Origin of the sequence: Brevundimonas sp. UBA5936 (assembly GCA_002430835.1) — a bacterium.
Lineage (GTDB): Bacteria > Pseudomonadota > Alphaproteobacteria > Caulobacterales > Caulobacteraceae > Brevundimonas.
Genome location: DJDA01000062.1, coordinates 1 through 13,331 on the forward strand (window position 1 = coordinate 1; position 13,331 = coordinate 13,331).

The 13,331-nt window shown below is 67.8% G+C and carries 14 protein-coding genes; 9 read left to right on the plus strand and 5 right to left on the minus strand.

What is annotated here, in order from left to right; translation table 11 throughout:
• A partial coding sequence (gene rarD / locus B2Y21_RS06335) for an EamA family transporter RarD (protein ID WP_292058057.1) occupies positions 1-874 on the minus strand: 874 nt, incomplete at its 3' end.
• A 106-nt stretch (positions 875-980) separates the two neighbouring features.
• The gene (locus B2Y21_RS06340; protein ID WP_292058060.1) at positions 981-2,027 is read right to left on the minus strand and encodes an aspartate-semialdehyde dehydrogenase; all 1,047 of its coding nucleotides are present in this window, start codon (positions 2,025-2,027) and stop codon (positions 981-983) included.
• A 149-nt stretch (positions 2,028-2,176) separates the two neighbouring features.
• On the opposite strand from B2Y21_RS06340, the gene zapE reads away from it, so the two are divergent.
• Complete coding sequence (gene zapE, locus B2Y21_RS06345; protein WP_292058062.1) at positions 2,177-3,289, plus strand: cell division protein ZapE; 1,113 nt, start codon at positions 2,177-2,179, stop codon at positions 3,287-3,289.
• 246 nt (positions 3,290-3,535) lie between these two features.
• Here the strand turns inward: zapE and mdh are convergent, their stop codons facing one another.
• Positions 3,536-4,498, minus strand: a complete 963-nt coding sequence (gene mdh / locus B2Y21_RS06350) for a malate dehydrogenase (protein ID WP_292058064.1) — start codon at positions 4,496-4,498, stop codon at positions 3,536-3,538.
• 127 nt (positions 4,499-4,625) lie between these two features.
• Here mdh and B2Y21_RS06355 point away from each other — a divergent pair, with 127 nt between their 5' ends.
• The 8 genes from B2Y21_RS06355 to B2Y21_RS06390 all read left to right on the plus strand — a co-directional run bounded on the left by B2Y21_RS06355 (position 4,626) and on the right by B2Y21_RS06390 (position 10,627).
• Entirely contained in the window at positions 4,626-5,387 is a 762-nt protein-coding gene (locus B2Y21_RS06355) for an EcsC family protein (protein ID WP_292058065.1), read from the plus strand.
• The gene (locus tag B2Y21_RS06360) at positions 5,384-5,797 is read left to right on the plus strand and encodes an HIT domain-containing protein (RefSeq protein WP_292058067.1); all 414 of its coding nucleotides are present in this window, start codon (positions 5,384-5,386) and stop codon (positions 5,795-5,797) included. Before B2Y21_RS06355 ends, B2Y21_RS06360 begins: the two co-directional genes overlap by 4 nt.
• A gap of 130 nt (positions 5,798-5,927) precedes the next feature.
• Positions 5,928-6,389, plus strand: a complete 462-nt coding sequence (gene sdhC / locus B2Y21_RS06365; protein ID WP_292058071.1) for a succinate dehydrogenase, cytochrome b556 subunit — start codon at positions 5,928-5,930, stop codon at positions 6,387-6,389.
• Positions 6,386-6,781, plus strand: coding sequence for a succinate dehydrogenase, hydrophobic membrane anchor protein (locus B2Y21_RS06370; protein ID WP_292058073.1), 396 nt, complete (start codon positions 6,386-6,388; stop codon positions 6,779-6,781). The genes sdhC and B2Y21_RS06370 overlap by 4 nt, the downstream gene beginning before the upstream one ends.
• Positions 6,782-6,788: 7 nt before the next feature.
• The gene (gene sdhA, locus B2Y21_RS06375; RefSeq protein WP_087141322.1) at positions 6,789-8,573 is read left to right on the plus strand and encodes a succinate dehydrogenase flavoprotein subunit; all 1,785 of its coding nucleotides are present in this window, start codon (positions 6,789-6,791) and stop codon (positions 8,571-8,573) included.
• 12 nt (positions 8,574-8,585) lie between these two features.
• Positions 8,586-9,383, plus strand: coding sequence for a succinate dehydrogenase iron-sulfur subunit (locus tag B2Y21_RS06380; protein WP_125899535.1), 798 nt, complete (start codon positions 8,586-8,588; stop codon positions 9,381-9,383).
• 115 nt (positions 9,384-9,498) lie between these two features.
• A complete protein-coding gene (locus B2Y21_RS06385) occupies positions 9,499-9,819 on the plus strand; it encodes a 2Fe-2S iron-sulfur cluster-binding protein (RefSeq protein ID WP_003166502.1) in 321 nt (106 codons plus the stop codon).
• A gap of 1 nt (position 9,820) precedes the next feature.
• Complete coding sequence (locus B2Y21_RS06390) at positions 9,821-10,627, plus strand: kinase (RefSeq protein WP_292058076.1); 807 nt, start codon at positions 9,821-9,823, stop codon at positions 10,625-10,627.
• On the opposite strand, the gene B2Y21_RS06395 is transcribed toward B2Y21_RS06390, so the two are convergent.
• Together B2Y21_RS06395 and B2Y21_RS06400 are read right to left on the minus strand one after the other, a co-directional pair.
• Positions 10,599-11,453: an HAD family hydrolase gene (locus B2Y21_RS06395; protein WP_003166504.1), complete on the minus strand. Its 855-nt coding sequence runs from the start codon at positions 11,451-11,453 to the stop codon at positions 10,599-10,601. The genes B2Y21_RS06390 and B2Y21_RS06395 overlap by 29 nt on opposite strands.
• A gap of 54 nt (positions 11,454-11,507) precedes the next feature.
• Positions 11,508-13,331: ATP-binding protein (locus B2Y21_RS06400; RefSeq protein WP_292058077.1), on the minus strand; the 1,824-nt coding region annotated here is incomplete at its 5' end.

Below are 13,331 nucleotides of genomic sequence, written 5' to 3' on the forward strand. Positions count from 1 at the left end.
TCAGGGCGAAGACGGCGGCCCCGACCCAGATGAAGGCGAAGGAGGCGATGCGCAGGCTTCCCAGGGCCTCGCCCTGCAAGGCGCCGATGACGAAGACGATGGTCGGCGCCAGGAACTGCAGAAAGCCCATGCTGGACAAGGGCATCCGGCGCGCCGCCCAGGCGAACAGGGCCAGCGGGATGACCGTCGCCGGTCCCGCGAACAGCAGCCAGGCGGTGGCGGCGGGGGAGGCGGTGAAATGGCCCTGACCCGTCGCTTCGATGAAGACGACCCAGGCCAGGCCGGGCAGGGCCAGCAGCAGGCATTCCATGAACAGGCCGGTCTGGGCGTCGACCGAGACCCGTTTGCGGATGATGCCGTAGCCGGCGAAGCTGAAGGCCAGCAGCAGCGACACCCAGGGCATATGGCCCAGAGCGATCGCCTGAAGCACCACGCCGATCGCCGCCAGGACGATGGCGATGACGCCGAAACGGTCGATCCGTTCACGGAACAACCAGGCCCCAGCGGCCATGTTCAGCAGCGGATTGAGATAATAGCCCAGCGAGGCGTCCAGCGTCCGGCCGTTGTTCACCGCCATGACATAGGTGGTCCAGTTGGCGGCGATCAGCACCGCCGACAGCGCCAACCAGCCCAGCACCTTGGGCTGGCGGAAGACGGCGACGACCTGCGTCCACTGGCGCGACAGCATGACCAGGATCAGGGCCCAGACCAGGCCCCAGAGGGCGCGGTGGCCCATGATCTCCCAGGCGTCCGCGCCCTGATGCGCCATCTGCTGGAACACCAGGGGAATGAAGCCCCACAGCAGGTAGCAGAGCACCCCCGCCGCCAGGGCGGCGCGGGCTTCGGACGCGGCAGGAGCAGGGGAGGCGCTCACACTGGAACCTTTCGATCCCCGCCGCATCGCCGACGCGGCGGGGGACAACACGACTGACGCCCCTCAAGCAGCCTCGCACCGCGTGCGAGGCGGTAGGGGCCCCTTCTTAGACAGTCAAAGTGCGGTAGCCGCTCTTGGGCGAGATGACGCCGGTCTCGTCCAGCAGTTGGGCGATCTGCACGGCGTTCAGGGCCGCGCCCTTGCGCAGGTTGTCCGACACCACCCAGAATGACAGGCCGTGCTCGACCGTCGGATCCTTGCGGATGCGCGACACATAGACGGCGTGCTCGCCGGCGGCGTCGACCGGGGTGATGTAGCCGTCGTGCTCCTGCTTATCGACGACCAGGATCCCCGGCGCCTCGCGCAGGATTTCGCGCGCTTCGTCCGGTTCGATCGGGCGGTCGAACTCGACCGTCACGGCTTCGGAGTGGCCGACGAAGACCGGCACGCGGACGCAGGTGACGGTCAGCTTGATCGACGGGTCGAGCATCTTGTGCGTCTCGTCCCACATCTTGGCTTCCTCGTCGGTGTAGCCGTCGTCGCGGAACGAACCGATGTAGGGAATGACGTTGAAGGCGATCTGCTTGGGGAACTTCTTCGGCGTCGCGTCGCCCAGGCCGTAGATGGCCTTGGTCTGGTTCCACAGCTCGTCCATGCCTTCCTTCCCGGCGCCCGAGACGGACTGATAGGTCGAGACGACGACGCGCTTGATCTTGGCGGCGTCATGCAGCGGCTTCAGCGCCACCACCAGCTGGGCGGTCGAGCAGTTGGGATTGGCGACGATGTTCTTCTTGGTCGCCAGCTTGGCGTCGTCCGGGTTCACCTCCGGCACGATCAGCGGCACGTCCGGATCCTGACGGAAGGCCGAGGAGTTATCGATGACGATGGGACCGGCCTTGCCGATCTTCTCGGACCAGGCGCGCGAGACGTCGCCGCCGGCGCTCATCAGCACCAGGTCGACGCTCGAGAAGTCGAACTGCTCGATGTCCTGGCATTTGATGGTCTTGTCGCCGAAGGAGACCTCGACGCCTTTGGATTTTCGGGAGGCGATCGCGTGCATCTGTTCAACGGGGAAGTTCTCTTCCTCGAGAATGGTCAGGATTTCCCGACCGACATTGCCGGTGGCGCCTACGACGGCGACGCGATAGCCCATGATGAAATCATCCTTTGTTCGGGGGCGTTTGGGAGAAACGCTTCTGCATTTGGGTCTTTCGCAGTCGCGAAGCAACCAGAATCCTCCAATTCGTCGCCCGAATCCGCGACCGCCTTCCCCCGGCCCCATCCGAGGACTATCTGCTGGCCATGACCTCCCGTATCCGCAACGCTTACGACATCCGCGTGGAAGAGGGCGTGATCACGCCCGAACCGGCCCAGGCCGCCCTGATCGGCGCGCTGGAGCGGCTGGAGACCGACCTGTCGAAGAAGGGGCTGTTCGGCGCCCTGCCCGAGGTCAGGGGCATCTACATCTGGGGCCCGCCGGGACGCGGCAAGTCCATGTTGATGGACCTCTTCTATTCCTCGACGCCCGAACAGAAGAAGGTCCGCGCTCACTTCCACGCCTTCATGGCGCGCATCCACGACCTGGTGAAGCAGTGGCGCGACGGCTCGCCGCGCAGCCGCAAGGACGTGTTCGGAACCAGCAAGGGCGACGATCCCATTCCGCCGATCGCGGCCCTGATCGCCTCGGAGGCGCGCCTGCTGTGCTTCGACGAACTGCAGGTGACGGACATCGCCGACGCCATGATCCTGGGTCGGCTGTTCGAGGCCCTGTTCGAGAAGAAGGTGGTGCTGGCCGTCACCTCGAACCGCGCGCCCGAAGACCTCTACAAGAACGGCATCAACCGCCAGCTCTTCCTGCCCTTCATCGACATCATCCGCCAGCGCTGCGACGTGGTCGAGACGGCGGGCGCCCGCGACTTCCGCCTGGACCGCATGGCCGGGGCCAGGGTCTGGTTTTCGCCGCTGGACGCCGAGGCGCGGCAAGGCTTCGAGACCCTGTGGTCCGACCTCAAGGGCGGCGAGCCGGAAGAACCCATCGCCCTGCCGGTGCTAGGCCGCGAGGTGAAACTGGAGCGCACGGTCGGCGGCATGGCGCGTGCGACCTTCAACGAGCTGTGCGGGCGTCCGCTTGGGCCGCAGGACTATCTGGCCGTCGCCCGGCGCTTCCACACCCTGTTCCTGGCCGACGTGCCCCTGCTCAGCCCGGCCAACCATCATGAGGCGCGCCGCCTGGTGACGCTGGTGGATGCGCTTTATGAGGCCAAGACCCGCCTGGTCGTCCTGGCGCAGGCCGCGCCCGAGGCGCTCTACACCGAGGGCGTCGGCGCTTTTGAGTTCGAGCGGACGGTGTCGCGCTTCAACGAGATGCAGAGCGAGGCCTGGCTAGAACAGCGCGAAGAGGCTGAAGCGGCCTGAGCTTTTCCTTGCCCGCTCATCCCGGCGAACGCCGGGATCCAGTATGAACCTCGCGCACCGCATTCCAGAGCGCCTAAGCGCGCACTGGCGGCCAAAGCACTGGATCCCGGCGTTCGCCGGGATGAGCGGTTTCCAGGAATGGCGCATGAAAAAGGGCCGCACCCGATGATGCGGCCCTTTCCAATTTAGACACCTAAGCGCTCAAGCAGCGCGGCTCCGCGAGCCGCGCGATAGCGCCCGCTGGCCTTAGGCCAGCGAGGAGTCAATATCCTTACAGGCCTGGATCAGGCCCTGGACCGAGGCGACCGACTTGGCGAACATCGCCTTCTCGTCGTCGTTGGTGGTGAACTCGATGACCTTTTCGACGCCGTTCGCGCCGATCAGGGCCGGGACGCCGACATAGAGGTCCGACAGGCCGTATTCGCCCGACAGCCACACGGCGCACGGCAGGACGCGCTTCTGGTCCAGCAGGTAGGACTTGGCCATGGCGATGGCCGATTCAGCCGGGGCGTAGAAGGCCGAGCCGGTCTTCAGCAGGGCCACGATCTCGCCCCCGCCCTTGCGGGTGCGATCGACGATGGCGTCCAGGTCGGCTTGCGACAGGAAGCCCGCGGCGACCGCGTCCGGCAGCGGCAGGCCGCCGACCGTCGAGTGGCGCACCATCGGCACCATGTCGTCGCCGTGACCGCCCAGGGTCCAGGCGTGGATGTCCTGCACCGAGACGCCGGTCTTTTCAGCCAGGAAGTAGGCGAAGCGGGCCGAGTCCAGCACGCCGGCCATGCCGATGACCTTCTCCTTGGGCAGACCCGAGAACTTCTGCAGGGCCCAGACCATGGCGTCGAGCGGGTTGGTGATGCAGATGACGAAGGCGTTGGGGGCGTGCTGCTTGATGCCCTCGCCGACGGCCTTCATGACTTTGAGGTTGATGCCGATCAGGTCGTCGCGGCTCATGCCCGGCTTGCGCGGCACGCCGGCGGTGACGATGCAGACGTCGGCGCCCGCGATGTCGGCGTAGTCGTTGGCGCCCTTCAGCGCCACGTCCTGACCGAAGACGGCCGAGGCTTCGGCGATGTCCAGAGCCTTGCCCTGGGGGGTGCCTTCGGCGATGTCGAACAGGATGACGTCGCCCAGCGCTTCGCGCGCAGCCACGTGGGCCAGGGTTCCGCCGATCATTCCGGCGCCGATAAGGGCGATCTTCGCGCGAGCCATTCAGGTCTCTCCAGTCGATATTGCGTGTGCGAAACGGTAGTCGCTGGAACGGCGGTCTAGACCTGTCGGCGGGTCGCGGCAAGCGTTCCGCGTTGCGCCTTTCGTCGGGGCCTGCGAGGCTGCGGCCATGGCCAAACCCACGGACGCTCCCCCGATGACGGACGCCGCCTATGAGGCGCGCGCCCTGACCGAGGCCCTGGCCTGGCGCGACCGCCAGCTGAAACGGCCCGGGCTGTGGGACAAGACCACCCGCGCGACCCAGGATCGCATCAACCGCGTCATTCCCGAGCGCGTGCACGAGATCGTGACCGGCGCCGTCCAGCAGATGACGCGCGGACTTCTGGTCGGATCGGAATGGACCACCGCCCGTCCCTTGACAGAAGGCGCTCTGCAGGAGCGCGAAGCCAGGGTCCGCGCCCGCATCGAACTGTATCGCACCACCGCCAGCGTCGAGGGCGGGGTGGCGGGGGCCGGGGGCTTCCTGATGGCGGCGGCGGACTTTCCGGCGCTGATGGCGATCAAGGTCAAGATGCTGTTCGAGATCGCCGCCCTGTACGGCTATTCCGGCCGCGACCTGAAGGAGCGGGTGATCGTCCTGCGCATCTTCCAGCTGGCCTTCTCCAGCGCCCGGCATCGCCCCGAGGCCCTGGCCGCGCTGGAGGCCGCCATGCGCGCGCCGCATGATCCCGACGCTCTGAAGACCTTCGACTGGCGCAAATTCCAGCTGGAGTATCGCGACTACATCGACGTGGCCAAGCTGGCCCAGCTGCTGCCGCTGGTCGGCGCGCCGATCGGGGCCGTGGTCAACTGGCGCCTGACCCAGCGTCTGGCCGAGACGGCGATGAACGCCTATCGCCTGCGCCTTCTCGCCGATCAGGACGCCGCATGAACTTCACCGCCGACCCCGCCTTCGAGGCCGCCTCCGTCTTCGCCGCCGACTGGCCCCTGTGCCAGGTGCGGCTTCAGGACGACGGCCGCTTTCCCTGGCTGATCCTGCTGCCGCGCGTCCCCGGCGCGGTCGAGCTAGAAGACCTGACGCCCGAGCAACGCGCCCTTCTGAGCGAGGAGATCGTCCGCGCCGGCGCCCTGGTGCGTGAACTGGGCGCCCTGCGCGATGCGCCCGTCGACAAGCTGAACGTCGCCGCCCTGGGCAATGTCACGGCCCAGCTTCACGTCCATGTCGTCGGCCGTCGCCGCGACGACCCGCTGTGGCCCGATCCGGTCTGGGGGCGCCCCGGGGCGGTTCCGTGCACAACCGAAACGCGCGATGCGGCCCTGGCGCACGTCGCTTCCTTCTGATCCGAGGCTTGGGGACCGACTTTCGTCCGGAATCGCCCCCCTTCGTTGACACCGGCCCGTCTGCGTCACTAAAGCCTGTTGCACTGCAATCCGGCCCTGAATTTCCTCGGGTTTTTTGAGAATCATTCGCATGTCGAACACTCCCCCGGCTGCGGGCGAAACTGGCGACCGGACGGGCCGCTACGTCCGTCACCCCAACGGGCACGTCGCACCGATGTCGCCCTTCACCGATATCTGGCGCTGGCACATGACCATGGTCGCGTCGATCCTGTTCCGCGTCACCATCGGCGCGGCCAGCGTGGGCGTCGTCCTGCTGCTGGGCTGGGTCGCGATCGTCGCCTGCGGCCCGGACGCCTTCGCCTCGCTCGCCGCCTTCTCGGGCTCGCCGTTCGGCCTGTTCATCTGGTTCGGCCTGACGTGGGTGCTGTTCTCCTTCCTGCTGAACGGCGCGCGCCACCTGATCAACGACGCCGGCAAGGGGCTGGACCTGAAGTCCGCCAACCTGATGGCCCAGATCGCCGTCTGGGGTCCGATCGTCCTGGCCGTCCTGTTCTGGGTCGTGCTGTTCGCTACCGGAAAGGTTTCGCTGTGAGCGCCGCGCCCAAGTTCAAGAACAATGTGAAAATCTCCGAGCGCCACGGCGCCGGGGAATGGAAGCTCGAAAAGCTGGCCCTGCTGGCCCTGATGCCGCTGGGCCTGTGGGCTCTGTCGACCGGCTTCACCCTGGCCGGCGCCGACTACGGCGCGGTCGTCGCCTGGTTCGGCAGCACCCTGAACGTCGGCCTGCTGGCCGTGACGGCGGTGGTCTTCTGCCTGTTCGCCAGCCTGGCCTGGAAGGTGATCCTCGAGGACTACGTCCCCGGTCCTTCCCGCTCGTCGCTGATCCTGGTGTCGAACCTGGTCTTCCTCGTGCTGGCGGCCGCCAGCGTCTTCTTCATCGTGCGTCTGGCGCTGGGCTCGGCCCCGCTGCCGGCCGGAGTCTGATCCCGCCATGGCTGCATACGAGCTTATCGATCACGAATACGACGTCGTCGTCGTCGGCGCCGGGGGCTCCGGCCTGCGCGCTGCCCTCGGCGCCGCCCAGCAGGGCCTGAAGGTCGCCTGCGTCACCAAGGTCTTCCCCACGCGCTCGCACACCGTGGCGGCCCAGGGCGGCATCTCCGCCTCGCTCGGCAACATGGGCGAGGACAGCTGGCAGTGGCACATGTACGACACCGTCAAGGGGTCGGACTGGCTGGGCGATCAGGACGCCATCGAATACCTGGTCCGCAACGCGCCCCAGGCCGTCTATGAGCTGGAACACTGGGGCGTGCCCTTCAGCCGCACCGACGAAGGCAAGATCTACCAGCGCGCCTTCGGCGGCATGACCCGCAACTTCGGCGAAGGCCCGGTGCAGCGCACCTGCGCCGCCGCCGACCGCACCGGCCACGCCATCCTGCATACCCTGTACGGCCAGTCGGTCCGTCGCGAGGTGAAATTCTTCATCGAGTATTTCGCGCTGGACCTGATCATGCAGGACGGCGCCTGCACCGGCGTCACCGCGCTTCAGCTCGACACCGGCCAGCTGCACCAGTTCCGCGCCAAGATGGTGGTGCTGGCGACCGGCGGCTACGGCCGCGCCTATTTCTCGGCCACCTCGGCCCACACCTGCACCGGCGACGGCAACGCCATGGTGCTGCGCGCCGGCCTGCCGCTGCAGGACATGGAGTTCGTGCAGTTCCACCCGACCGGCATCTACGGCGCCGGCTGCCTCATTACTGAGGGCGCTCGCGGTGAAGGCGGCTATCTGACCAACTCGGAAGGCGAACGCTTCATGGAGCGCTATGCGCCGACCGTGAAGGATCTGGCCCCGCGCGACATGGTTTCGCGCTCCATGACCATCGAGATCCGCGAAGGCCGCGGCGTCGGTCCGAACAAGGACCACATCTTCCTGCACCTGGACCACCTGGATCCCAAGATCCTGCACGCGCGCCTGCCGGGCATCTCGGAAAGCGCCAAGATCTTCGCCGGCGTCGACGTGACCAAGGAGCCGATCCCGGTCCTGCCGACGGTCCACTACAACATGGGCGGCATCCCGACCAACTATCACGGCGAGGTGCTGACGCTGCGCGACGGCAACCCCGACAGCGTGGTTCCGGGCCTGATGGCCGTGGGCGAGGCCGCCTGCGTCTCGGTGCACGGCGCCAACCGTCTGGGCTCCAACTCCCTGACCGACCTGGTGGTGTTCGGCCGCGCCGTCGGCCTGCGCTGCGGCGAGGTCGTGGACAAGAACTCGGCCGTGCCCTCGGCCTCCAAGGCCCAGACGGACGCGCACCTGGCGCGCCTGGACCGCTTCCGCAACGCCTCGGGCTCGACCCCCACGGCGCACCTGCGTCTTGAGATGCAGCGCGCCATGCAGGCCGACGCCGCCGTCTTCCGCACCGGCAAGACCCTGGACGAAGGCGTCCAGAAGCTGCGCTCGATCGACGCCGCCGGCTCGGACATCAAGACCACGGACCGCGGCCTGATCTGGAACACGGACCTGGTGGAGACGCTGGAGTACGACAACCTGATCGCCCAGGCCGTCGTCACCATCGAAGGCGCCGCCAACCGCACGGAATCGCGCGGCGCCCACGCCCGCGAGGACTATCCGGACCGCGACGACGTCAACTGGATGAAGCACACCCTAGCGTGGAAGCGTCCGGGCGAAGGCGTCCAGATCGACTACCGTCCGGTGCACAAATACACGATGACCGACGAGGTCTCGTACATCGAGCCCAAGGCTCGGGTTTACTAAGGGGGATCGCAGATGGTTCAGCTCAACCTCCCGCGCGGCTCCAAGCCCACGACCGGCAAGGTCCACAAGGCTCCGGCCGGCGCCAAGAACGTCAAGACCTACAAGGTCTATCGCTACGACCCGGAGACGGACGCCGATCCGCGCTGGGACTCGTACGAGGTCTCGACCGACGATCATGGCCCCATGCTTCTGGACGCCCTGATCCACATCAAGAACGAGATCGACCCCACCCTGTCGTTCCGTCGCTCGTGCCGTGAAGGCATCTGCGGCTCGTGCTCGATGAACATCGACGGCCGCAACACCCTGGCCTGCACCAAGGGCTGGGACGAGTGCTCGTCGCACAACATCACCATCGCCCCCCTGCCCCACCAGCCGGTGGTCAAGGATCTGGTGACGGACCTGTCGCTGTTCTACGCCCAGTACGACTCGATCCAGCCCTATCTCCAGTCGGACACGCCCGACCCGGAGAAGGAGCGCCTGCAGTCGCCGGAAGACCGCGAGAAGCTGGACGGCCTGTACGAGTGCATCCTGTGCGCCTGCTGCTCGACCTCGTGCCCGAGCTACTGGTGGAACCAGGAAGAGTACCTCGGCCCGGCGGCCCTGCTGCAGTCCTACCGCTGGATCTCGGACAGCCGCGACGACGCCACCCAGAAGCGCCTCGACGACCTGGAAGACCCGTTCAAGCTGTATCGCTGCCACACGATCATGAACTGCGCCCAGGTCTGCCCCAAGGGGCTGAACCCGGCCAAGGCGATCGCCGAGACCAAGAAGCTGATGGTTTCGCCGTCCCGCAAGAAGACGGCCGCCTGATCCAGCCGGTCCGAACGAAAAGAAAAGCCCCCGGCGCCGCCTGGTTCCGGGGGTTTTCCTTGGCCGCCGCGTAGCAAGGCTTGCCAACCCTGCATCCAGAGTTAAGACCGCTTCCATGCCCAAGATCACCTACATTGAACACGACGGAACCGAGCACACGGTCGAGGTCAAAAAGGGCCTGTCCGTGATGGAGGGCGCGATCCGCAACAATGTGCCGGGCATCGACGCCGATTGCGGCGGCGCCTGCGCGTGCGCCACCTGTCATGTCTATGTCGACGAGAATTTCGCCGCCGAGACGGGCCGCCCCTCGGCCATGGAAGAGTCCATGCTGGACTTCGCCGAAAACGTCGAACCGAACAGCCGCCTGTCCTGCCAGATCCGCGTCACCGACGACCTGGACGGCCTGATCGTGCGCCTGCCGGAAAGCCAGCACTGAGATGATCGACGCCCGGCTGCTGGACGCGGTCGGGTCTCTGGCCGCCCTCCATGCCCGGCCGGACCACATTCCCCTGATCGGGATCGCCGGAGCGCAAGGCTCAGGCAAGACCACCCTGGCCCGCGCGGCGGCCGAACGGCTGGGGGCCGCGCATCTGTCGCTGGACGACGTCTACCTGACCGGGGCCGAGCGCCAGGCCCTGGCCCGCGAGGTCCATCCCCTGTTCGCTGTGCGCGGCCCGCCGGGGACGCATGATCTGGGCCTGCTGGAGCGAACCCTGGCCGCCCTGCGCGCCGCTGAAGCCGACAGCCGCACGCCGCTTCCCGCCTTCGACAAGCTGGCCGATGATCGCGCGCCCAGAACGGCCTGGCCTGTGTTTGCGGGCCGCCCGTCGGCGGTGCTGGTCGACGGCTGGTGCCTGGGCGCGACGCCGCAGACCGAGGCTGACCTCGCCGCGCCCGTCAACGCCCTGGAGGCCGAACGGGACGGGCAGGGGATCTGGCGACGCGCCGCCAACGCCGCCCTGGCCGGCCCTTATGCTGAGGCCTTCGCCCGCTTCGACGCGGTGCTGTTTTTGAAGGCGCCGTCCTTCGACGCCGTGCTGGACTGGCGCTGCGAACAGGAGGCGGGGCTGATGGGCCTGCCGCTCGCCGATCTGCCGCCCGCCCGGCGCGCCGAACTGGCCGTCTTCATCCAGCATTTCGAGCGGATCACCCGCCATATGCTGGCGGGCGGGGTTCGCGCCGACCTCGTGTTTCAGCTGGACGCCGACCGGCGCCTCAGTCCGCCGGCATCCGGCCGTAGTTGACGGCGATACGGCCGATCAGGCCCTTGACGATCAGGTCGACGGGCGAGCCCTCGCGATAGTCGCCCGCCGCGACGAAGTTGACCCGGTCCTCCGAGATCAGGCGGTGGATCTTGTCGTGGTCGCGGGGGGTGCTGTCGGGGTCGTAGACGGCGATGGAGAAGCCGCCCTTGGTGTGCATCATCTTCATGGTCGGCACATCGGTGTCGCCGTCGCCCAGGAAGATCATGCGATCGAAGGGAATGGGGCGCTCCTCGTCCGGGATGAAGCGGTTGATGCGCTCATCCTCCCAGTGGTTGTGCACCCCCTTGTTGATGCGGAACAGATACTGGGTCTTGGTCGTGTAGTTGACGCCCACGGCGGGCCAGACCGCCACGTCGTCCTCGTCATAGGCGTATTTCGAGGCGAAGACGTGGGTGAAGGCCTCGGCGATGGGGCAGCCCTCGATCATCTCGGTCAGACCCGCCGAGATGATATAGTGCTCGATCTCCAGCCCGAACTGCGCGCCGAAGGCGTTCATCCGGTCGAACCAAGAGCGATCACGCAGGCCCTCGAACAGGGCCACGTCGCGGCCGTGATCGCGCAGCGTCTGGCGCGTCACCGGCGCGCCCTGTTCGCGCGCGGCCAGCAGCATCATCTGCATGTACATCAGGATGCCGTCGCCGTCCGAGGCGATGGTCCGTGGACGGACGGTCTCGTTCCAGAACTGGGCCGGCGTCATCCCGATCGAGGGGATGAAGCTGACCTCCTGCATGTTTCCTCGCGCCAGGGTGCCGTCGAAATCATAGATGACGGCGGTCTTGAGCAGGGGGCGGGTCGTGTCGGCCATGAGGACGTCCTGGAAGGCTTGGACACGCCCTCTAGCACGACTGGGCGGTTCAGATCAGCCCAGCAGCAATTCCGGCGCAGCGGTCGGCGCCGTGGCCTCGACCGGCAGGTGCAGGATGAAGGCCGCGCCCTTGCCCGGTTCCGACTGAACCTCGGCCCAGCCGCCGTGCAGCTCGACCAGCGCCTTGACCAGCGCCAGGGCCACGCCCGGCCCGCCGCGTTCGCGCCGCACGAAGCGATCGAAGACGTGGGCCTGCAAATGGTAGGGGATGCCCCGGCCGGTGTCCTCGACGCGGATACGGACCTCGCCCGGTCCGGCCTCGGCGGTCAGGCTGACCGCGCCGCCTTCGGACACCGCGCGGCAGGCGTTCTCCAACAGGTGATCGACCGCCTGGGCGATGCGGCGGACGTCGGCGCGGATCGGCCTCAGCCCCGTCGGGCAGGCCAGATTCAGCGTCGCCCCACGACCCTCGACCTTGGCCCTGATTTTTTCCGCCGCCTCGTCCAGCAGGTCGCAGACCCGCACGTCGCCCAGGGTCAGCTCCATCTCGCCCGCGTCGATCTGGGCCATGTCCAGCACGTCGTCGATGGAGCGCGCCAGATGGCTGGCCGCCACACGGATGGCGCCGGCGTGCTGACGGCTGCGCTCGGGCAGGTCGCCCATGGCCTCCAGCAGTTCGGAATAGCCGACGATGGTCGTCAGCGGCGTGCGCAGCTCATAGGAGACGCTGCCCACGAACTCGCGCTTCAGGGCCTGGCTCTCGGCCAGGGCGGCCTCCTTGGCGGCCAGGGCCTGCTCCAGCTCGCGCCGGGCCGTCACGTCGAAGAAGGCGACCAGGGTGGCGCCGTCGGGCAGAGGTCGGGTCTGCCACGCGGCGATGCGGCCGTCCTCGGTGCGGCCCTCGCCGGAGATGGCCACGCGGCTTTCCGGGTCGGGATCGGCCACCCGCGCCTTCAGCCCCAGCCACAGGGCGGCGTCGGGCAGGACCGGACGGCACAGGGCGGCCACGGCGTCGAAATCGCCCGCCTCCATCAGCCGCTCGCCGGGGACGCCCCAGAAGCTCTCGAAGGCTTCGTTGTGCAGCCGCAGCCGTCCGTCCGAGCCGAACACGGCCACGGCGTCGTTCAGCTTGTCCAGCGTCGCGCGCTGGACCTGAATCTGGGCGTTGTAGCGGCTGCGCAGCTGCAGCTCGCCGGTGATGTCCGAGAAGATCAGCAGGATGCCGCCCAGCGGGTGCGGCTGACGCACCACCCGCAACGTCCGCCCGTCGGGCAGGGACCAGCTGTCGTCCGGCGAGGCCTGGGCGGCGCCGTAGAAGTCCAGCTCCTCGGCCTTCCAGGCGGCGTAGTCGACGACCTCGGGCAGCAGGCGCTTCTGGCGCAGCCGATCCAGCAGTTCGGCGTGGGTCGGCCGCTCGTCCAGCCAGGCCGGATCGACCCCGAACAGCGACTGGAAGGCGGTGTTGTGGAAGGCCAGCCGCTTGGACGGGCCGAAGATGGCGACGGCGTCGGCCAGGTGGTTCAGCGTCTCGTCATGAGCCTCGACATGGCGGCGCAGGGTGTCGCGCGTCTCCTCGGCCTCGGTCATCTCGATGGCGAAGGCGATGACGGCGCCGCGCCCGCCCGCCAGCGGCTCGGCCAGGATCTTCCACGCCCGGCGTCGCCCGCCCGCCGTGGTCCAGCGGAAGCCTTCCTGACGCGCGTTCAGGCGCAAGGCCTCGGCCACCACGGCGTCGGCGCCCCGGTCGAAGCTCAAGGTCCGGCTGCGCGCCTCATCCAGCGTCTCGGCGCCCGTCTCCAGCAGCCAGGCGCTGTTGGCCCAGATCAGGTGGCCCGCGCCGTCGACCACCCAGGTCGGCGCAGGGGATTGTTCGGCCAG